General features: G+C 66.2%; 20 protein-coding genes. 10 read left to right on the top strand and 10 right to left on the bottom strand.

The features are described from left to right. Window positions 1-37: 37 nt before the first annotated feature. The 4 genes from pseC to AAFN88_RS20165 all read right to left on the bottom strand — a co-directional run bounded on the left by pseC (window position 38) and on the right by AAFN88_RS20165 (window position 3,596). Entirely contained in the window at window positions 38-1,276 is a 1,239-nt protein-coding gene (pseC, locus tag AAFN88_RS20180; protein ID WP_347522485.1) for a UDP-4-amino-4,6-dideoxy-N-acetyl-beta-L-altrosamine transaminase, read from the bottom strand. Then, the gene (gene pseB / locus AAFN88_RS20175) at window positions 1,264-2,298 is read right to left on the bottom strand and encodes a UDP-N-acetylglucosamine 4,6-dehydratase (inverting) (RefSeq protein WP_347522484.1); all 1,035 of its coding nucleotides are present in this window, start codon (window positions 2,296-2,298) and stop codon (window positions 1,264-1,266) included. Before pseB ends, pseC begins: the two co-directional genes overlap by 13 nt. A gap of 132 nt (window positions 2,299-2,430) precedes the next feature. Continuing rightward, window positions 2,431-2,931, bottom strand: a complete 501-nt coding sequence (locus AAFN88_RS20170) for a transcriptional activator RfaH (RefSeq protein ID WP_347522483.1) — start codon at window positions 2,929-2,931, stop codon at window positions 2,431-2,433. Beyond that, the gene (locus AAFN88_RS20165; RefSeq protein WP_347522482.1) at window positions 2,928-3,596 is read right to left on the bottom strand and encodes a winged helix-turn-helix transcriptional regulator; all 669 of its coding nucleotides are present in this window, start codon (window positions 3,594-3,596) and stop codon (window positions 2,928-2,930) included. The genes AAFN88_RS20170 and AAFN88_RS20165 overlap by 4 nt, the downstream gene beginning before the upstream one ends. A 252-nt stretch (window positions 3,597-3,848) precedes the next feature. Between AAFN88_RS20165 and AAFN88_RS20160 the strand changes: the two genes are divergently transcribed. The 5 genes from AAFN88_RS20160 (at window position 3,849) to cysC (ending at window position 9,889) form a co-directional block, all read left to right on the top strand. Next, complete coding sequence (locus tag AAFN88_RS20160) at window positions 3,849-4,400, top strand: 3'-5' exonuclease (protein WP_347522480.1); 552 nt, start codon at window positions 3,849-3,851, stop codon at window positions 4,398-4,400. Window positions 4,401-4,518: 118 nt separating this feature from the next. Further along, complete coding sequence (locus tag AAFN88_RS20155; protein WP_347522478.1) at window positions 4,519-5,811, top strand: nucleotide sugar dehydrogenase; 1,293 nt, start codon at window positions 4,519-4,521, stop codon at window positions 5,809-5,811. A 45-nt stretch (window positions 5,812-5,856) separates the two neighbouring features. Beyond that, window positions 5,857-6,837: a GDP-mannose 4,6-dehydratase gene (locus AAFN88_RS20150; RefSeq protein ID WP_347522477.1), complete on the top strand. Its 981-nt coding sequence runs from the start codon at window positions 5,857-5,859 to the stop codon at window positions 6,835-6,837. 287 nt (window positions 6,838-7,124) lie between these two features. Continuing rightward, the gene (gene cysD, locus AAFN88_RS20145; protein WP_347522476.1) at window positions 7,125-7,919 is read left to right on the top strand and encodes a sulfate adenylyltransferase subunit CysD; all 795 of its coding nucleotides are present in this window, start codon (window positions 7,125-7,127) and stop codon (window positions 7,917-7,919) included. 17 nt (window positions 7,920-7,936) lie between these two features. After that, a complete protein-coding gene (gene cysC / locus AAFN88_RS20140; RefSeq protein ID WP_347522475.1) occupies window positions 7,937-9,889 on the top strand; it encodes an adenylyl-sulfate kinase in 1,953 nt (650 codons plus the stop codon). Here the strand turns inward: cysC and AAFN88_RS20135 are convergent. Then, the gene (locus AAFN88_RS20135) at window positions 9,831-10,223 is read right to left on the bottom strand and encodes a hypothetical protein (RefSeq protein WP_347522474.1); all 393 of its coding nucleotides are present in this window, start codon (window positions 10,221-10,223) and stop codon (window positions 9,831-9,833) included. The genes cysC and AAFN88_RS20135 overlap by 59 nt on opposite strands. On the opposite strand from AAFN88_RS20135, the gene AAFN88_RS20130 reads away from it, so the two are divergent. Next, a complete protein-coding gene (locus AAFN88_RS20130) occupies window positions 10,222-10,488 on the top strand; it encodes a hypothetical protein (protein WP_347522473.1) in 267 nt (88 codons plus the stop codon). The genes AAFN88_RS20135 and AAFN88_RS20130 overlap by 2 nt on opposite strands. A gap of 9 nt (window positions 10,489-10,497) precedes the next feature. On the opposite strand, the gene AAFN88_RS20125 is transcribed toward AAFN88_RS20130, so the two are convergent. The 5 genes from AAFN88_RS20125 to AAFN88_RS20105 form a co-directional block, all read right to left on the bottom strand. Next, complete coding sequence (locus AAFN88_RS20125) at window positions 10,498-11,739, bottom strand: O-antigen ligase family protein (RefSeq protein WP_347522472.1); 1,242 nt, start codon at window positions 11,737-11,739, stop codon at window positions 10,498-10,500. Between the two features lie 57 nt (window positions 11,740-11,796). Then, window positions 11,797-12,618 (bottom strand): ABC transporter permease subunit, encoded by an 822-nt coding sequence (locus tag AAFN88_RS20120; RefSeq protein WP_347522471.1) that lies wholly within the window; start codon window positions 12,616-12,618, stop codon window positions 11,797-11,799. A gap of 4 nt (window positions 12,619-12,622) precedes the next feature. Beyond that, window positions 12,623-13,483: an ABC transporter permease subunit gene (locus AAFN88_RS20115; protein WP_347522784.1), complete on the bottom strand. Its 861-nt coding sequence runs from the start codon at window positions 13,481-13,483 to the stop codon at window positions 12,623-12,625. A 139-nt stretch (window positions 13,484-13,622) separates the two neighbouring features. Next, a complete protein-coding gene (locus tag AAFN88_RS20110; protein ID WP_347522469.1) occupies window positions 13,623-14,801 on the bottom strand; it encodes an ABC transporter ATP-binding protein in 1,179 nt (392 codons plus the stop codon). 121 nt (window positions 14,802-14,922) lie between these two features. After that, window positions 14,923-16,023 (bottom strand): polyamine ABC transporter substrate-binding protein, encoded by a 1,101-nt coding sequence (locus tag AAFN88_RS20105; protein ID WP_347522468.1) that lies wholly within the window; start codon window positions 16,021-16,023, stop codon window positions 14,923-14,925. A 596-nt stretch (window positions 16,024-16,619) separates the two neighbouring features. Here AAFN88_RS20105 and AAFN88_RS20100 point away from each other — a divergent pair. The 4 genes from AAFN88_RS20100 to AAFN88_RS20085 all read left to right on the top strand — a co-directional run bounded on the left by AAFN88_RS20100 (window position 16,620) and on the right by AAFN88_RS20085 (window position 20,302). Next, window positions 16,620-17,189, top strand: coding sequence for a hypothetical protein (locus tag AAFN88_RS20100; RefSeq protein WP_347522467.1), 570 nt, complete (start codon window positions 16,620-16,622; stop codon window positions 17,187-17,189). A gap of 60 nt (window positions 17,190-17,249) precedes the next feature. Then, window positions 17,250-18,020 carry a response regulator transcription factor gene (locus AAFN88_RS20095; protein ID WP_347522466.1) on the top strand — a complete coding sequence of 257 codons (771 nt, stop codon included), beginning with the start codon at window positions 17,250-17,252 and terminating at the stop codon, window positions 18,018-18,020. Window positions 18,021-18,025: 5 nt separating this feature from the next. Further along, window positions 18,026-19,579, top strand: a complete 1,554-nt coding sequence (locus tag AAFN88_RS20090) for an ATP-binding protein (protein WP_347522465.1) — start codon at window positions 18,026-18,028, stop codon at window positions 19,577-19,579. A 309-nt stretch (window positions 19,580-19,888) separates the two neighbouring features. Further along, entirely contained in the window at window positions 19,889-20,302 is a 414-nt protein-coding gene (locus tag AAFN88_RS20085) for a hypothetical protein (protein WP_347522463.1), read from the top strand. The last annotated feature ends 121 nt before the right edge of the window (window positions 20,303-20,423 follow it).

The raw sequence follows: 20,423 nt of genomic DNA, 5'->3' as shown, positions 1-20,423 counted from the left end.
CAGCAACTGCGCCCTCCTGCAGGCGGCTGCCCGGTGGTCAGCCCCGCCCCAAGACCTCGGCCAGGGCGGCGGCCACCCGGTCGACGTCGGAGTCCTCCATGCCGGCGAAGAGCGGCAGCGAGAGCGTACGCTCGTAGTAGGCCTGCGCTCCCGGCAGGTCGAGATCGCCGTAGCGCCGGCGGTAATAGGGCTGCATATGGACCGGGATGTAATGCACCTGACTGCCGATGCCGGCGGCCTTGAGGCGCGCCATCACCCGCGCGCGGCTGATGCCGGCGCCGGCGAAGTCGATGAGCAGCGGATAGATATGCCAGGCCGCTTCAGAGCTCGCAGAGCGGGCGATGGGCCGCACCAGCGGCGCCAGGCCGGCGAGTTGCCGGTCGTAGCGGTCGGCCAGGCGGCGGCGTTGCGCGGCGAAGCGCTTCAGCTTCTTCATCTGGCTGAGGCCGAGAGCGCACTGAATATCGGTGACCCGGTAGTTGAGGCCGACTTCCGGCATCTCGTAGTACCAGGGGTTGGCGCTGCCGTCGGCATCGAAGGCGAGGTCGCGGTGCTGCCACTCCCGCTCTTCGCGCACCATGCCGTGGGAGCGCAGCCGCTGCAGGCGCAGGGCGAGGTTGTCGTCGTTGGTGGTCAGCGCGCCGCCTTCGCCCATGGCGATGGTCTTTACCGGGTGGAAGGAGAAGGCGGTCATGGCGCTCAGCCGGCCGTCGCCGATGGGCTTCGTATTGCCGTCGGCGGCGCGGTAGCGACTGCCGATGGCGTGGGCGGCGTCGTCGACCAGGGTGAGGCCCTGCTCGGCCGCCAGGGCCGCCAGCGCCGGCAGGTCGGCGCACTGGCCGGTCAGGTGCACGGGAAAGACCGCTTTCAGCGGCCCGCCGGGCGCGGCCGCCGCGTGCTCCAGGGCCTCGGCGAGCTGGGGAACCTCCATCAGGCCGCTGTCCGCGTCGCAGTCGGCGAAGACCACCTCGCCGCCGGCCAGGCGCACCGCGTTGGCGGTGGCCAGGAAGGTGACGCTGGGCACGACGACCCGGTCGCCGGGGGCGAGGTCGAGGGCCAGGGCCGCCAGATGCAGCGCTGCCGTGCCGTTGGCGCAGGCAATGGCATGACGCGCCTCGGTGGCTTCGCAGAGCGCCCGCTCGAAGGCCGCGACGGCCGGGCCGGTGGTCAGCCAGTCGCCGCGCAGCACCGCGGTCACCGCCGCGATGTCGTCTTCTTCGATAAGCTGGCGCCCGTAGGGCAGGAAGGGTCCTTGTGAGGGAGCTATTTTCCGCATTCTGAGATCATGGCGGCCAACCGCGCGCCGCCCAGCCAGTCGTCGTTGATGTTGCTGGCAAAGCGAAAGCCCGCCGGAACGGCCTTGGCCTCGCCGTACTGCTGGTTCAGCTTACCGTGCTGGCTGAATTCGGGATAGATGATGTAGCGGTCGCCGATGTCCAGCGTGTTGCGGGCGTCGTCCTCGGTGATCAGCACCTCGTGGATCTTCTCGCCGGGCCGAATACCGACCACCTTGTGCGGCAGATCCGGCGCCATGAACTGAGCCAGCTCCGTGATCTTCATGCTGGGAATCTTCGGGACGAAGAGCTCGCCGCCACGAGTCATCGCCAGGCTGGAGAGCACGAAGTCGACGCCCTGCTGCAGGGTGATCCAGAAGCGGGTCATTTCCGGGTCGGTAATCGGCAGGCTGTCGGCGTTCTCGTCGATCAGCTTGCGGAAGAAGGGGATCACGCTGCCGCGCGAACCCATAACGTTGCCATAGCGCACCACCGAGAAGGAGGTGCCGTCACGGCCCGAGAGGTTGTTCGCGGCGACGAAGATCTTGTCCGAAGCCAGCTTGCTGGCGCCGTAGAGGTTGATCGGATTGGCCGCCTTGTCGGTCGACAGCGCGATGACCTTGCTGACGCGGTTGCGCAGGGAGGCGCGCACCACGTTCTCGGCGCCGATCACGTTGGTCTGGATGCACTCGAAGGGATTGTACTCGGCCGCGGGAACCTGCTTCAGGGCGGCGGCGTGGACCACCACGTCGACATCGCGCAGCGCCATGTCCAGCCTGTCCACGTCGCGGACGTCGCCGATGAAATAGCGCAGCGCGGGATACTTGTCGGTAGAGAGGCTGAGCGCCATCTCGTACTGCTTCAGCTCGTCGCGCGAGAAGACGATGACCCGGCGTGGCGTGTAGCGGTCCAGGACCGTCTCGATGAACTTCTTGCCGAAGGATCCGGTACCGCCGGTGACCAGGACCGACTTTCCGTCCAGGTTGAGGCAGTTGCCGTTTGAGAATTTGTGCTGTTCCGACATCATGGTTCGTCGGTTATGCACTCAATTCATTAAAAAACTGTATGAATCAGGGATTAATCCTGCCCGAAAAGCGGTCTAAGCATCTGGCTTACAAACACTTCGCCGGGATGCTCAATTGCGAAGGGCGGCGGGTCAGGTGCCGGCGGCGATCGCCCGCAGCGGGGCCTCGACGCGCACTTTTCTGCCCAGCAGTTCGAGCAGCAGGACGACCCGCTCCCGGTCGGCCATCTTCTCGAAGAAGCCGAGGCAATCGGCCAGAGCGCCGGAGACGATCCGCAGCGCCTCGCCCTTGCGGAAGCCCTTGGGCTGCAGTTCGATCAGCCCCTCCGCGTTCTCCCGGGCGGCAATTTCCTCGACCACGCCGTCGGGCACCGCCGCCGGCTTCTCGCCGTAGCAGATCAGGTGGTTTACGCCGAAGGTGCCGTTGATCGATCGCCACGGCGCGTCCTCCAGGTCGATCTGGACGAAGATATAGCCGGGAAACAGCGGCGCCCGCACCACGTCGCGCCGGCGGGCGTGGCGGCGCTCACGCCGGTAGCGGGGCAGGTAGGTCCGAAAACCCTGACGTTCGAGATTGAGCCGGGCCCGCTCTTCGGCATGGGCATGGGTGTGCGCGACGTACCACTGTTTCATCCTGCCGCTCCCGATTGCCCGACCGCGACGCGGGGCGCGCGGTGCCGGGAAAGCCTGAGCAGGTTCGGGAACAGAACCCTCTCCGGATCCAGTGCCGCCGCGAGCCGGTTGTAGACGGCCTGCGGGTCCTTGATGTCGGTCACGACGACGACCGCGTCTTCGGGCAGGGTCTCCAGGCTGCGCACCACGGGAACGCCGGCGAACTGCTGGCGGTTGGTCTCCTCGTCGAAGATCGCCACGACCTCGATGCCGGAATCGAGCGCCGCCAGGGTGGCGATCTCGCAGAGGTCGCCGGCTCCAGCCAGGACGGCCCGGGTAAGTCCGCGCGCCTCGCAGGCGCCGAACAGCTCCGCGCAGTCTTCGCGGGCCAGGCGGAAGAAGCTCAGGGAGCGGGCGAGGAACTTCGCGGTCAGGCGGGCCTTTTCGCTAAAGCCCTTGGCGGTCAGGTAGTAGGCGTAGCGCCGCGCCGGGGCCTTGCGGACCTTTATCAGGCCTTTGTTTATGCAGCGCTTGAGGTAGATGTTGGTCAGGCCGAGCGCGATTCCCAGTTCGCTGGCCAGCCCGCGCTGCGTGACGTGATCGCGGGTCTCGATCGCATCGAGCATCAGCCGCGTCGATTCCGCCTCTTGGTCCTGTTCGATCGGTGAGCCTGAATGGGTGCTCAATGGGGGCTCCGCCTGCTCGGCCCTGCCCCCTTGCGAGGGCGTTTGCCTCAGGGCCTGTCTACCCGCGGGGAATCGCGGCTGTCAAGTGTTCAGCGCATGAACGATTTTACGAATCATTAAGCGAGTTCATGGAGTTGATTGGTTTACAAGGACTTATAGCCGGTCCATGGCAAGATGGGGTTTCGTAACTTTAAGTCGGTATGTAATGGTTTACAGTTCTACTCTAAGGAATGGATTGGGAGTGCCGGAGCGTTGAAGCGCTACGTTGTGTTCGATCTGGAAGCCACCTGCTGGCGGCGGGGGGCGGAGGAAGCCCCCTCGGAGATCATCGAAATCGGCGCCGTGCGCTTCGACCAGCCGGGACCCCAGGCGCGTCCGGCGCTGGAGTTTCAGAGCTTCGTGAAGCCCTTCATGGCGCCCAAGCTGTCGGCCTTTTGCACGGAGCTGACCACGATTCGCCAGAGCGACGTCGACCGGGCGCCGGGGTTTCCTGACGTTCTGGCGGCTTTCCATGGCTGGGCCGGCCGGGACGGCGGCTTCACCCTCTTGGCCTGGGGCGACTATGACGGGGCGCAGCTCGGCCGGGATTGCGGCAAACATGGGATCGAGAACCCTTTCGCCGGGGTTCCCTACGTGAACGTCAAAAAGGTCTTCGCCGCTCATTTTGGGCTGTCGCGTGCGGGCGGTCTCGGCGGCGCCCTGAAGCGCATGGGCCTGGACCGGGAAGGCACGGCCCACCGTGCGATCGACGATGCGCGCTCGGTGGTGCGAATCCTCGAGGCGGGCATCGCCGCGGCATTGTGAGCCGGGATCGGGGCGATTGCGGCTGAATACGGCGGCGGTTTGCACTAAAAGAGGGCAGCGCCGTTCCCGCGGCGCGCCCGCCGATCGACAGCCCGCCGACGAAGAGGACGTGCCCCGCGTGACCCTGCCGCAGAATCCGCAACTGGCCGTGGTCGGCCTGGGCTACGTGGGCCTGCCGCTGGCCGTGTCCCTCAGCCGGCATTTCGACGTCCTGGGTTTCGATGTCGACCGGCGGCGCATCGCCGAACTGGAGGAGGGACGCGACCGCACCCGCGAGGTCGAGAGCGGCGTCCTGCGCGCGGCGGCGGTGGCGTTCAGCGACGACCCGGCGGCGCTGGCCGGGCGCGACCTTTTCATCGTCACGGTTCCGACGCCGGTGGATGCCGGCAAGCGGCCGGACCTGGCCGCGGTCGAGGCCGCCAGCCGCACCGTGGGCGCGGCTCTCGCCCCCGGCGCCGTGGTGGTCTACGAGTCGACCGTCTATCCCGGCGTGACGGAGGAGGTCTGCGGCCCGATCCTGGAGCGGGCCTCGGGCCTCAAAGCCGGGCGGGACTTCTTCCTGGGCTACTCGCCGGAACGCATCAACCCCGGCGACCGGGTCCATGCGCTGGAGAAGATCACCAAGGTGGTGGCCGGGCAGACGCCGGAGGTCACCGACTTGCTGGCGGCGGTCTACGGCAAGGTCACGGAAGCCGGGGTGTTCCGCGCCGCCAGCATCAAGACCGCCGAGGCGGCCAAGGTGATCGAGAACGCCCAGCGCGACATCAACATCGCCTTCGTCAACGAAGTGACCAAGATCTTCAATAAGATGGATCTCTCGGTCTACGACGTCCTGGCGGCCGCGCGCACGAAGTGGAATTTCCTGGATTTCCGCCCCGGCATGGTCGGCGGCCACTGCATCGGCGTCGATCCCTACTACCTGGCCCACTGCAGCGAGGTGCTGGGGCTCGATCCCCAGGTGATCCTGGCCGGGCGCCAGACCAACGATTCCATGGCCGGCTATTTCGCCGGACGGATTCTCGGGGCGCTGGCCGAGACCTCGGGCCGCCAGCCGGCCCCCCGGATCCTGGTCCTGGGCCTGACCTTCAAGGAGAATGTGCCCGACCTGCGCAACAGCAAGGTGGTGGACCTGATCGCCGCGCTGCGCCACAAGGGCTGCCGGGTCGATGTTCACGATCCGCTGGCCGATCCCGACGAGGCCGCGGCGCTGTGCGGGCTGGAACCCGTGGCGGACCTGGCGCGGGCCGAAGGCTTCGACTGCGTCGTCGGCGCCGTGGCTCATGACGCCTACCGCGGCATGACGGCGGCGGACTTCGGCGGCCTGCTGGCCGCCGGGGGCATCGTCTTCGACCTGCGCGACCTCTGGACGCCGGGCGATCTGCCGGCCGGCGTCCGGCGCTATTCGATCTGAGGAGGTGAAGAGGGTGTTGGACAGAAAACCGGAAAAGACCGCGCCGTGAGCGTCATTGTCACAGGAGTGGCCGGTTTCATTGGCTTTCATGTCGCCCTGCGGCTCGTCGATCAGGGCCGGGCGGTGATCGGCATCGACAACGTCAACGACTACTACGATCCGGCCCTCAAGCAGGCCCGGCTCGACCGGCTCTGCGGGCGCAACGGCTTCACCTTCAGGCGCCTCGACATTCAGGACCGCGAGAAGATCCCGGCGCTTGCCGGAGAGTTCCCCGAAGTGACGGAGATCATTCACCTGGCCGCGCAGGCGGGCGTGCGCTACTCCCTGGAGAACCCCTTCGCCTACGTCGAGAGCAACGTGATGGGGCATCTTTGCATGTTGGAACTGGCGCGCCGCCTGCCGGAGCTGCGCCACTTCGTCTATGCTTCCTCTTCCTCGGTCTACGGGGGCAACAAGGACCTGCCATTCTCGACCGAGCAGCGGGTCGACAGCCCGGTCTCGCTCTACGCCGCCACCAAGCGCAGCGACGAGCTGATGACCCATTGCTATGCCCACCTCTACGGCCTGGCGGGCACCGGCCTCCGGTTCTTCACCGTCTACGGGCCCTGGGGGCGGCCGGACATGTCGGCCTACATCTTCACCAAGGCGATCTTCGAAGGGCGGCCGATCCGCATCTTCAATCACGGCGACATGCGCCGCGACTTCACCTACATCGACGACATCGTCGACGGCGTGCTGGCGGTGACGGCGCGCCCGCCGCAGCGCCAGGGCGAGGCCGCGGCGCACCGGGTCTACAACCTGGGCAACCACCGCGCCGAGCCGCTGCTGCGCTTCGTCGAGGTGATCGAGCGGGCCTGCGGCCGCGAGGCGATCAAGGAGTTCGCCCCAATGCAGGCCGGCGACGTGAAAGAGACCTATGCCGATATCGAGCCGGCGCGCCGCGATCTTGGCTTCGAGCCCAAGACCTCCATCGACGACGGCATTCCCCGCTTCGTCGAGTGGTACCGCGGCTATCACGGCGTCTAGCCGCGAGCGGGACCTGTTCCCTGCACGGCAGGTATAATTTACAAATTAATTTTGTATAAAAAAATAATTTGCATCCATAAAAAGTAAAATGTTTTATGGCGGCGCCCGCGACGCGCGGGTGCCCAGTTTCCTTGGGCCAGTTTCCCTGGGAATGCGCCGGGCCAGGCCGTCGGCCGCAGATGCGGCCTTGACCTATCATCGGTATGTTCCTTGATTGACGGCGGGAAAGGCGTATACCCCGCCTTCGCATCTGCAGCATCCCTCAAAGGCTGAGGACCTATTCCTTTATGGATCATTTGGACGCTCTCGAAGCGCAATCCGTCTACATCCTCCGCGAGGCCTATGCCCGGATCGAGCCCTTGGCCATGCTCTGGTCCCTGGGCAAGGACTCCAACGTGATGATCTGGCTGGCGCGCAAGGCCTTCTTCGGGTCTGTGCCCTTTCCCGTCATGCACGTCGATACCGGCAAGAAGTTCAAGGAGATGTACGAGTTCCGCGACCGCTATGCCGAGGAGTGGGGCCTGGACTTCCTGCGCGAGGTCTGCCCGCCGATCGAGGAGATCGACCCCTCGCTGCCGCCGGCGGCCCGCTCGGCGGCGCGCAAGACCGAGGGGCTGCGCCAGGCCATCGCCAAGCACGAGTTGAAGGGGGTGATCGCCGGGATCCGCCGCGACGAGCAGGCGACCCGCGCCAAGGAACGCGTCTTCAGTCCCCGCGGCGAGGGCGGCGGCTGGGACTTCCGCGACCAGCCGCCGGAGTTCTGGGACCAGTACAAGACCGATTTCCCGCCGGGCACCCACATCCGCATCCACCCGCTGCTGCACTGGACGGAGCTGGACATCTGGCTCTATACGCAGCGTGAGGGCATTCCCATCGTACCGCTGTACCTGTCCAAGGACGGCAAGCGCTACCGCTCCCTGGGCGACGAGGACATCACTAACCCGGTGGAGTCCGACGCCGCCTCCATCGAGGACATCATCAAGGAACTGCGGACCACCAACACATCGGAGCGTGCCGGCCGCGCCATGGACCACGAGCGCGAGGACGCCTTCGAGCGGCTGCGCGCCACGGGTTACATGTAAGGGAAGAGGGTGCGAAGATGAAGGACAACGGCACCACCGCCCTGACGCCGGACCAGTTGAAGGGCCAGGCTTTGGCAAACGCGGACACCGACGGCGCCCGGGCGCTGCATCGCATCGTGATCGTCGGCCACGTCGATCACGGCAAATCAACCCTGATCGGCCGGCTGCTGTACGACACCGATTCCCTGCCGCCGGGCAAGGTCGAGGAGCTGGAGGCCGTCTCCGCGCGCCGCGGCATGGCGATCGAATGGTCCTTCGTGCTCGACGCCTTCCAGGCCGAGCGCGACCAGGCGGTGACCATCGACACCACGCAGATCTGGTTCAAGACGGCGCTGCGCGACTACGTCATCATCGACGCGCCGGGCCATCGGGAGTTCCTGAAGAACATGGTCAGCGGCGCCGCCAGCGCCGACGCGGCCATCGTCGTGGTCGACGCGGCCGAGGGCGTGCGCGAGCAGTCGCGCCGCCATGCCTATCTGCTGCACCTGCTGGGCATCCGCCAGGTCGCTGTGGTGGTGAACAAGATGGACCTGGTCGACTTCGACCAGGCGCGCTTCGAGGAAGTCTCGAAGGAGATTACCGAATACCTCGAATCCATCGGCGCATCGCCCATGGTCATCGTGCCGATTTCGGCGCGCGACGGCGACAACATGGCCAAGCGGTCCTGGCGCACGCCCTGGTACGACGGCCCGACGGTGCTCTCCGCCCTGGACGGGTTTCACGGCCACCCGGGCCTCGGCGCCCAGCCGCTGCGCCTGCCGATCCAGGACGTCTACAAGTTCGACGCCCGGCGCATCCTGGCCGGCCGTATCGAGAGCGGCGGCATTTCGGTGGGCGACACGGTGCTGTTCTCGCCCTCCAACAAGACCGCGCGGGTGCGCACCATCGAGGGGTGGCCCGAGGACGACAAGCCGGAAAGCGCGGCGGCCGGCGAGTCGGTGGGGATCACCCTGGACGAGCAGCTCTTCGTGGAGCGCGGGGAGACGGTCAGTCACGTGGGCAATCCGCCCAAGCTGACCACCGTGTTCCATGCCCGCCTGTTCTGGCTCGGCCACAAGCCGCTGACCGTGGGCAGCCGCTACAAGCTGAGGCTGCTCACGCAGCAGGCCGAAGTCACGGTGGAATCGATCGAGCGCATCGTCGACACTCAGACGCTGGAGAGTTCCGCCGGCGATTCCGTGGAGCGCAACGCCGTGGCTGAAGTGACCCTGCGCAGCCGCCAGGTGTTGTGCCTCGACGACTACGGCGATCTGCCGAAGACCGGCCGCTTCGTGCTGATCGAGGACTACGACGCCGTCGGCGGCGGCGTCATCTCCATGGAGGGCCTGCCCGACCAGCGCCAGGTCGTCGAGGTGAAGTCGACCAACGTCATCTCGGTGGAGCACCGCCTGACCGCCGACAACCGGGCGACGCGCAACGGCCACCACGGCGGCGTGCTGTGGCTCACCGGCCTGTCCGGCGCCGGCAAGTCGACGCTCGCCATGGAGGTCGAGCAGCGGCTTTTCGCCAAGGGCTACCAGGTCTACGTGCTGGATGGCGACAACGTGCGCCGCGGCCTCAACGCCAATCTCGGGTTCTCCCCGGAAGACCGCACGGAGAACATCCGCCGTGTCGGCGAGGCGGCGGCTCTCTTCGCCGACAGCGGCATCATCTGCATTACCGCCTTTATCTCGCCCTACCGGGTCGACCGGGATCGCGCCCGCGCCTCGGCGCCCGGCCGCTTCCACGAGATCTACGTCAAGGCGGATGTGGAGACCTGCGAGCAGCGCGATCCCAAAGGCCTCTACAAGAAGGCCCGCGCCGGCGAAATCCGTCAGTTCACCGGCGTTTCGGCGCCCTATGAGGCGCCCGAAGCGCCCGATCTGGTCGTCGATACCGCGACCGAGACGGTGCCCGAATCGGTGGAGCGGATCATCCGCTACGTGGAGAAGGTCTTTGTCCTGAAACGCGGCGAGCGGCCTCAGGCTTGACCTCCGGCTCCGCCGCGGCGGCGCCGCCGCGCCGCGGCAGTTCGGCCGCGGCCGCGACAGCGCCCGTCGCGCGCGGCATGGCGGCGCTGGGGGCGAGCAGCAACGGCGTCAGGCCGCTGTCCTGCAGCGTCTCGCGGATGCCGACCGCCAAGCGGCGGAACATTTCCGTTTCGTTTCCCCGGTAGCTGGCGTCGAAGTAGCGCATCCTGCCGAGCCAGTCGGGATCGTCGTAGAACGCGGTGACGGCCTCCAGGGCCGCGCCGCTGGTCGTCGGACCGTCGTTCGCCGCCTCTTTCGGCCTCATTCCCTGGGCCATCGCCGGCACCGTGGCCATGGGCTACTTCTACCACAACCAGGCCTTCCTCCACCTGCGCAAGGCCATCCTGCCGATGTCGGTCAGCAGCCTGACCTGCATCCTGCTGAATGCCTATTTCAGTTGGTACGGCGCGCTGGCCTACGGCGTGGCGGGGGTCCTGGCGGCGACCATCGCCGCCTTCATGATCTCCGCGGTGATCAGCGGCATCTACATCGCCTATCACTACAACATCTTCGGCAGTTTTCTCGCCTTCGCCCAAGGCAACGCCCGCCAAGGGGGCTAGCGGCCCCCGCTAACTGCGCGGCGGCGGGACGGAAGACGCTTCCTCCGGCGCCGGCAGCAGGGCGACGAAGATCGCTGCCGCCGCGCCGATCACCGACAGCCAGTGGCTCTGCCAGATGCCGTAGGCCGTGCAGGCGATGCCCAGAAGGGTGACGGTCATCGCCGCCGCGGCGCTGCGTTGTGCCGGCGCAAGGCGGTCGATGCGTCCGGCAACGACCGCCAGCAGGCCCAGGGTCATCAGGCCGCCGATCAGCCCCAACTCCACGAGGATCTGCAGCCCTCCGTTGTGCGGGTGGGAGGGAATGATCTTGCCGCCGGTCCGGAAGGGCTGGGCGTCGCCGGCGGGCAAGGCCGGAGAAGAGTCGAAACCCCAGCCGAAGATGGGGCGCTCGGAAAAACGCTCGCTGACCACGCTCCAGATGTGCAGGCGGTACTGTCCGGTTTCGGGGATGATCCGGCTGCGCTCCAGATCGGCCTGCTGGACGACTTCGACCACCAAGGGTGCGGCGAAGAGCGCGCCGGCAATGGCCAGGACCAGCACCAGCCGCGCGGCCCCGCGGCTCCAGGCGGCCAAGGCGGCCGCCAGCAGGCCCGCGGCGAGCGCCACCATGGACGCCGAGGATTCGGAAAACAGCGTCAGCGCCAAGACGGCGGGCGGCAGGGCCAGCGCCACGGCGCGCCGCTGCTGCTGCCAGGCCAGCAGCGCCAGCGGCCAGGTCAGCACGGCCAGGGCGGAGATGCCGCGGTTGAGGCGGGAATAGGTGGCATAGTCGCCGGCCAGCGGTCCGCGGAGCAGCGTGAGGAGCGGTGACTGGAACGCCAGCTCGACGACCACCAGCAGCAGGGTGGCGGCAAACCCCAGGCAAAAGCCCAGCGCCACCCGGCGGCGCTGGGCCGCGTCGAGGAAGCGGGTAAGGCCCGTCAGGTAAAGCAGCGCGAAGAGCAGCAGGCCGATCCGCGCCGCCAGCTTGGCCGCGTCCGCCGCATCGAAACTCCAGGCCGACGCGATCAGGCACCAGCCGGTCAACAGCCCCAGGCAGAGGGCCAGGGGGCGGTCGACGATGCGCCAGGGCAGCGCCGGCGTGCCGAGCAGCAGTCCGCCGGCAGCGGCGGTGGCCAGCACCAGGGGAACCACCGCCTTGTCGGCCAGCAGCGCGAGCGGGGTCAGCAACAAGGCAAAGCAAGCGAGAAGCAGCCCGAGGCGGGCGCGGCGCGCCGTCTCGGCGCGCAGGGATTCAGGAGCGGTTGTCACGGGGAATCTTGTAGAGGATCGCCACGGGCAAGGAAACCGTTCAGCGGAGGCACGCCGTCAGCCGTTGGCGACGGCCTGACGCTCCTCGGCCTCGCGCCGTATCTCCTGGCGCCGGGTGATCAGCGAGGTGGTGAGCACGGCGGCCGCCACCAGGCCGACCAGGACGGTGCAGACGGCGTTGATTTCCGGCGTCACGCCCAGGCGCACCTGGCTGTAGATCTTCATCGGCAGGGTGGTGGCGCCGGGCCCGGTGGTGAAGCTGGCGATCACCAGGTCGTCCAGGGACAGGGTGAAGGACAGCAGCCAGCCGGCGATCACCGCCGGGGCGATGATCGGCAGGGTGATCTGGAAGAAGGTGCGCCCCGGCGGGCTGCCCAGGTCCATGGCCGCCTCCTCGATGGAGCGGTCGAAGCCGGCCAGGCGGGACTGCACCACGACCGCCACGTAGCACATGGAAAAGGTGATGTGGGCGAGGGTGACGGTGACGAAGCCGCGGTCCAGGGCGACGGCCACGAACATCAGCAGCAGCGACAGGCCGGTGATGACCTCCGGCATGACCAGAGGCGCGTAGATCATGCCCGAAAACAGGGTGCGCCCGTGAAAGGGGCCGAAGCGCGACATGATGAGGCCGGCCAGGGTGCCCAGCACGGTGGCGAAGGTGGAGGAGGTGAAGGCGACCTTCAGCGTCACCCAGGCGGCGTTCATCAGGCCTTCGTTCCGCAGCATCTCGGCATACCACTTGGTCGAAAAGCCGGCCCAGACCGTCACCAGACGCGATTCGTTGAAGCTGTAGATGATCAGCAGCGCGATCGGCAGATAGAGGAAGAGGAAGCCGAGCAGCAGCGAGGCGACGTTGAACCAGGTGAGGCCCTGTTTCATGTGCTCAGGCCCTCGCTCGCGCGTTGCGTTCCTGCTGGCGCTGGAACAGGACGATCGGGATGATCAGAACCAGCAGCAGGATCACGGCCACCGCCGAGGAGACCGGCCAGTCGCGGTTTTTGAAGAATTCGGTCCACAGGGTCTTGCCGATCATCAGGGTCTCGGACCCGCCCAGCAGGTCCGGGATGACGAACTCGCCGACCGCGGGGATGAAGACCAGGAAGCAGCCGGCCACGATACCGGTCATCGACAGCGGCATGGTCACCACCCAGAAGGCCTTGATGGGCCGGCAACCCAGGTCGGCCGCGGCCTCCAGCAGGCTCAGGTCCATCTTCTCCAGGTTGGCGTAGAGCGGCAGCACCATGAAGGGCAGGTAGGAATAGACGATGCCGATGTAGACGGCGGTATCGGTGTTGAGGATGGTCAGGGGCTCGTCGATCAGGCCCAGGCTCGTCAGCGCCAGGTTCAGCAGACCTTCCTTTTTCAGAATCCCGATCCAGGCATAGACGCGGATCAGGAAGGAGGTCCAGAACGGCAGGATCACCAGCATCAGCAGGGCGAAGCGCCAGCGCCGCGGCGCCCGCGCCATGGCGTAGGCGATGGGATAGCCGACCAGCAGCGTCATCACGGTCGAGGTCGCGGCGATCTTCAGGGAGCTGAGGTAGGAGTTGATGTAGAGCGGATCGTCCCAAAGCCAGAGATAGTTTTCCAGCGAGCCGTGAAAGGCGATCCAGCCGTCCTCGACGAAGGTGATCAACTCGGAATAGGGCGGTATCGCCACCCGTACTTCGACGAGGCTGATCTTCAGCACGATGAGGAAGGGCGTTAGGAAAAAGACCAGCAGCCAGAGGTAGGGAACGGAGATGACGAGGTATTTGAGGAGGCGCTGATTTTTCTGCCGGGCGGCTGCGGCGGTCTCGACGGCGGCCTGCGAAACGGGGGCGGGCGAAACGGGGGCCTGCGAAACGGGGGCGGGCGGCGGGGAGGATGACACGCTGGCGTCCTCAGTCCCGCAGAACCACGGCGGCGTCGGGCGCCCAGGTGAGGTAGACCCGGTCCTCCCAGGTGATCGGCCGTTCGATGAGGCGGGCCATGTTGGCCTGGGTCGCGGTGATCATCTTTCCGCTGTCCAGTTTGACGTGATAGGTCGAGAGATTGCCCAGATAGCCGATGTCCCAGACTTCGCCGGTCATGCAATTGCGGCTGGCGTCCGCCGGCGCTTCCTTGGAGATGCGCACTTTCTCGGGCCTCAGCGCAACCCACAGCGCGGCGTCTCCGCCTTCTTCGGCATAGGGGCCGGTCTGGATCGTGCAACCGGCCTCCGGGCACTGCAGCAACAGGTGGTCGCCTTCACGCTGGGCGCCGCGGCCCTCCAGGATGTTGACCTCGCCGATGAAGTCGGCGACGTAGCGGGTCTTGGGGGCCTCGTAGAGTTCGCCCGGGGTCGAGACCTGGACGATCTTGCCGTGGTCCATGACCGCGATGCGGCTGGAGACGGTCATCGCCTCCTCCTGGTCGTGGGTCACGATCACAAAGGTGATTCCGGTCTCCTCCTGGATGTTCATCAGCTCGAACTGGGTCTGGGTGCGCAGGTTCTTGTCCAGTGCGCCCAGAGGCTCGTCCAGCAGCAGCATCTTCGGCTTCTTCACCAGGCTGCGGGCCAGGGCGACGCGCTGCTTCTGGCCGCCGGAAAGCTGGTGCGGCTTGCGCTTCACGAACTGGCCGAGTTGGACCATCTCGATGACCTCCGCAACGCGCTGGGCGATCTCGGCCTTGGGCACGCGGTCCTGCTTCAGCCCGAAGGCGATGTTCTGCTCGACCGACATATGCGGGAAGAGGGCATAGGACTGGAACATCATGTTCACCGGCCGCTCGTAGGGCGGCACGCCGGACATGTCCTCGCCCTCCAGCAGGATCTGGCCTTCGCTGGGAACCTCGAAGCCGGCCAGCATGCGCAGCAGCGTGGTCTTGCCGCAGCCCGAGGGGCCGAGCAGGGAGAAAAATTCGCGCTTGTAGATGTCGAGGGAGACGTTGTCGACGGCGACGAAGTCGCCGAAGCGTTTGGTCACGCCGACGATCCGGACGTGGGGTTTCTCGTTGGGGTCTTCCCAAGGGGCCCAACGCTGGCGCGAGGCCGAAGAGCCGCTGCGCGCCTGGTTGCTTGCAGTGCCTGCTCCGCTCATCCCGTCCTGTCCCCCCTTGCCGCCGGAGGGCGCCGGGCCCGGCCCGCTGCGCCCCGCGCGGCCTGTCTCCCAAATGGCGGACGGCCCCGCGCCGGTGTCGGGGCGGGGCCGTCGCTTAGGCTTACTGGCCGCTCTTCACCTTGGTCCAGAGGCGGGTCACGACCCGCTGGACCTTCGGCGGATAGGACGTAACCGTATAGAGGGAGTTCAGGGCGGCCTGCGGCGGGTAGATCGCCGGATCGCCGATCACCTCTTCATCCAGGAACTCCTGCGAGCCCTTGTTGCCGTTGGCGTAGTAGACGTAGTTCGACGCCTTGGCCATGACCTCCGGCTCCATGATGTAGTTCAAGAAGGCCAGGGCTTCCTCGGGATGCGGGGCATCGGCGGGGATCGCCATCTGGTCGAACCACATCAGGGCGCCCTCGTTCGGGATCGAGTACTTCACGGTGACGCCGTTATCGGCCTCGTCGGCGCGGTCGCGGGCCTGCAGTACGTCGCCGGACCAGCCGACGGCCATGCAGATGTCGCCGTTGGCCAGGGCGTTGATGTACTCAGAGGAGTGGAACTTCTGGACGTAGGGGCGCACGGCCATCAGCACGTCCTCGGCCTTGGCGATGACGTCGGGATCCTTGCTGTCGGGATTCTCGCCGAGGTAGTTGAGCGCCGCCGGGATCAGTTCGGTCGGAGCATCGAGGAAGTGGACGCCGCAGTCGGCGAACTTGGAGATGACGTCCGGATCGAGGGCCATGCGCCAGGACTCGACCGGTGCGTCGGGCATCCGCTCAAGAATCTTTTCCTCGTTGTAGCCGATGCCGGTGGTGCCCCACATGTAGTTGATGGAGTAGTCGTTGCCGGGGTCGTAGGTCGCGGTGCGCTTTTCCACCACGTCCCACATGTTCTTCAGGTTCGGCAGCTTGTCCTTGTCCAGCTTCTGGAACACGCCGGCCTGGATCTGGCGCGACAGGAAGGAGCCCGTGGGCACCACCACGTCGTAGCCGGTGCCGCCGGCCAGCAGCTTGGTCTCCAGCACCTCGTTGGAATCGAAGACGTCGTAGACGACCTTGATGCCCGTCTCCTTCTCGAAGTCCTCGAGGATCGATTCGTCGATGTAATCGGACCAGTTAAAAACGTTGACGACTTTTTCTTGTGCCTGGACCGGGCCCATCGTCAGGGCGAGGGCGATTGCCGCGCCCGCCGGGGCGAAATAACGTGATTTTGTCATGCCTGCATCCCTGTTGACCTGACTTCATGTCGGTGTTTTCGCATGCCTTATCACGGCCCTGCAGGCCGCGCTCTCCTTGATATCAAGCCGTCCCGGTGGGGCTTGTCAATCCCGGATAACGGCCCGGCGGTGTGAATTGGCGCGGCCCGGCGCCGCTGCCGCCGAGCGGCGGGCGGCCGGCACCGCCGTGCCGATGCGGTCCGCGGTCCGCCATAACTTCGCCGCTTTTGCCGGGCAAACATCACGGTTGAGGGGGCTACCCCTTGGCGATACCCTGATACATCCGGGCGGGGAGTTCCGCTGAACGGCCGGAGGTTGGAGACGTGCCAGAGCTGCATCGCGGCGCTTAACACTTTTGCCGGCTTCTCCGATGGCTGGGCCAAATTTGTCACACCCGCCAGGATGCGTTGCAGACTAGGCACTTGGGGTCGCATCTTGATGCTGCGCACCGGACACGGTACTGCTCCCCGACATCTATCTTAGGATTTCGTTAAGAAATTGAGGTTCACGATTGAAGGGTTCCGGTTCAGAACCGGAATGGTGCGAAGGTCAGGAAAACGATAATGAGACTCCTAATCGGGGTCCTGGGGACGGCATTGCTGGGTCTTTCCGCGTGTGCGGAACTGGGCATCCAGTTCCCAGATTTTCGCGGTCCGGCCACCGAAACTGCACGCCCTGCGGCTGAAGAGCAGGCGCTGAGCAATGCGGGCAGGTTCCCCGAGGACATAACGGAGGAAGTGGCCAAGCTGAAGCCGCCGCCGCCGCTTCCGATTCGTAAGCCCGAGGTGCCCCCGGCGGCGATCGAAGCGGCCAAGGTGCCGGAGGTGGAGCCGGATTCGCTGGTCGGCCTCGACTTCGAGCGGACCACGGCGCTGCTCGGCGAGCCGGCGCTGCTGATCGAGGAGCCGCCGGCGAAGATCTGGGCCTACAACGGGGCCAGCTGTGTCCTACATGTATTTTTCTATCCCAAAGTGGGTGGGACCGATTTTCGTGTATTGACGTACGAAGTGAAAGGCGGGGCCGAGGGGGATGCGTCGAGCGACGCGGACCCCAAGGATTTCGCCCGTCTTTGTTTGAGCGAACTGCTGGTGCAGGCCGAGGCGAGCCGGGGCGGCGAGGACGCTTCCCCGATTCAGCCGGCGAATGGGACGGCCGACGGCAGTTAGCAGGTAGCCATATGCGAGGAGCAGGCAAACAGTAAGGGGGCGCTGGCAAGCGCAGTGACAATGATGGCTGTACAGCCGGTCGTGACAGAGACCACTTTCAATCGTGTTTTCATCGTTGATGACGACGACCTGTTCCGTGAGTCCCTGGGGCTCAATCTCGCCGAGGAAGGTTACGAGGTCGTCGATTTCGCCAACGGGGAAAGCGCCCTGGAATTCATGATGTCCGGCGAAGAGGCCGAGGCGGTGCTGCTGGATTGGCGCATGCCGGGCCTGGACGGCCTGGCGGTGTTGCGCCGGATGCGCGAATGCCGCATTCAGACGCCGGTGATCTTCCTGACCGTGCTCAGCGACGAGATTTACGAGGAGGCCGCCCTCAAGTGGGGCGCCGTGGACTTCATCGACAAGTCGCGGCGCCTGCCGATCATCCTGCAGCGCCTGAAGCTCATCACCGAAGGCGTGAAGCCCTCCGCCGAGGGCGGCGGCCAGACCCCGGCGGTGATCCGCAACGGCCCGCTGGAGCTGAAGACCGACATCAGCCGCGCCTTCTGGGACGGCAAGCAGGTGGACCTCACCCTCACCGAGTTCGCCATCGTGCTGTTCCTGGTCTCCCAACAGGGCGGGGACGTCTCCTATCGCCAGATCTACGACATCGTGCGCGGCAAGGACTTCGTCGCCGGCTACGGGCCGGACGGCTACCGCGCCAACGTGCGCTCCTTCATCAAGCGCATCCGTAAGAAGTTCCGCGACGTCGACGAGAATTTCGACGGCATTGAGAATTATCCGGGCTTCGGCTACCGCTGGCGCGACCAGAACGGTAAGGGCGGAGCCTGATCCTCATGGCTGTGCGGGTCGAAGGTCCGGCGTCGCCGGCTGCGCCGCGCAGTTTCGCCCCCGGCCTGCCGTTTCGCTCGCTGATCAGCAAGCTGATGCTGCTGCTGGCGATTTTCTGCGCGGTCCCGGTGATTCTCTATATCCAGTTCCGCGAGGCCGATGCGGAAAAGCGCTTCCTGCTGATGGAAAGCGTGCGTGAGCAGGGCCGCATGGTGGCGGAAAGCCTGCGCCCGCTGCTTGAGCAGCAGGAAATCTCGTCCCTGCCGCTGCTGAACGACGAGGTGGCGCGCTTCGCCACCAAGCAGACCGGGGTGAAGGTGCTGTTCCGGCCGGCCGGCGAATACGGCGCCGAAAGCTTCTATTTCGTCGCCTCGCAACCCACCATCGCCCCCACCGAGCTGGCCGAGGAGCGCGACCGCCTGGTCGAGCGCGGGGTCTTCGACAACCTGGCGCAGAGCTGTTGGGGCGAGCTCTCCATGGCCCTGCGCCACCGCCGCCCTTCGGGCGCGGAGGAACTGCTGACCTCCATCACCCCGATCAATACCGGCGCCGGCTGCTGGGCGGTGATCACCACCCACTCGACGGCGGAATTCCTGGGCACCTCCATCGACCAGCCTTACTGGAAGACCATCGAGGTGCGCATCGCCGCGGCCATCTACTTCGCCATGGCGATCTTCACCATCGGCCTCTTCGTATCGATCTGGCGCGGCCTCATGCGCTTTCGCCGCCTGGCCCGCAGTATCCGTACCGGCGCCAGCCATGTCAGCTTCGCCCAGCAGAACCGGGTGCCCGAACTGGCCCCGGTGGCCGAGGAGTTCGACCGCATGACCATGGCGCTGCAGGATTCCGCGGAAAGCATCCGTCTGGCCGCCGAGGACAATGCCCACGCCTTCAAGACGCCGATCGCCATCATGCGCCAGTCGCTGGAGCCGTTGCGGCGCTTCGTCTCCCCCGACGAGGTGCGCGGCCAGCGCGCGCTCGACGTGCTGGAAGTCTCCATCGACCGCCTCGATCACCTGGTGGCCTACGCCCGCCGCCTCGAGGAAACCACGGCCGAACTGCTGGACCCGCCGCGCCAGAAGATCTCCCTGACGCGGATGGTCGAGCGTATGCTCGCCGCCTATGCCGACACCTTCGCCGGCAGGCGCCTGATCCTCGACGCCCGCCTGCAGCCCGACATCTTCGTGCTGGCCGGCGAGGATCTGTTGGAAACGGTGTTGGAGAACGTCATCGACAACGCCATCGAGATCTCGCCGGCGGGTTCCAAGATCATCGTGGAGTTGCGCGCGGTGCAGGGACGGGCGGAGCTGGCGGTGCTGGATCGCGGCCCCGGCGTACCCTCCGGCGAACTGACGCGCATCTTCGAACGTTACGTTTCCCTGCGTTCCAAGCCGCTTCCCGCCGATTGCGAGGGTGACGGCGGCGAGGGCAGCCCGCACATGGGCATCGGCCTGTGGATCGTGCGCCGCAACCTGCAGGCGATCGGCGGCAGCGTCCGCGCGGAGAACCGCTCGGACGGCGGGCTCGCAATGGTCATGCGCTTTCCTCTTGCCGCCTAACGCTCTTTTGGGGTGAGTTAAGGTGTTGCTGCGCAATTTATTGCTAAATCATTAATTTCCTTAAACTTCATCGCCACAACTTTGACGCACCCGTTAGTTGAAGGGGGCAGTATCTTCAGGTCGATGCGGAGCAAACAGACCACACATGTCCAATGCCTTGACGGCGTTCCCCTCGGCCCGGTCGGGAACGATTCAGCGGACATGCGGTGGGAAAGGGGAAGCATTCTGACGGCCCCTCCCTTCGGGTACTCCCCCGAGCTTCCCCTGCGCCGGCCGGGTGGCCCGAATACCCGGCCGGCGCTCGCCGCATTGCCGCGTCCTTCCAGCCTGCCGAAAGGCATCGCCAGCAGTCTGCGGCGGCTGCGCGGCCTGCATCTGCGTCTCTCGCTCTGCCGGGTGTCCCTGGCGCCGGGCTGCGACAGCCGGCTCGGCGGTATCGACGACCGCTCGCTGATTGCCGAACTGGCCGACGACGGCTCGCTGTTCGTCATCTTCATTCATCCCCAGGGCATCACCGACGAGGAAGGCGCGGGCGGTCTCTGCGACCGCCTGATGCAGTCGCTGGGCGATATCGGCATGCCGCTGGGGGCGCTGCGGGTCGCCATCCTGCCTTGCGACGCCGCGGCCATCGACGACAGCGATGCGATCCTTCAAGTGGTGATGGATCAGCCAAGCCGTCCCCTGCTGAGCGCCGCGGGCCTGGTCGGCGCCGCCGCATCCTGACCGCCATATCCTGATCGCCGCTCCCCGAGGAACCGGCCCGGCTGGAATCGCCGAACGCGATCCACCGGCCCTGTGACTCTGCTCAATATCTTTGAGATAGATCGGATTCACACGACCAGAC

This window comes from Pelagibius sp. CAU 1746, from assembly GCF_039839785.1.
Lineage (GTDB): Bacteria > Pseudomonadota > Alphaproteobacteria > Kiloniellales > Kiloniellaceae > Pelagibius.
Note: the sequence above shows the minus strand (reverse complement) of the source record. Positions and strands in the feature narration are given on the sequence as shown.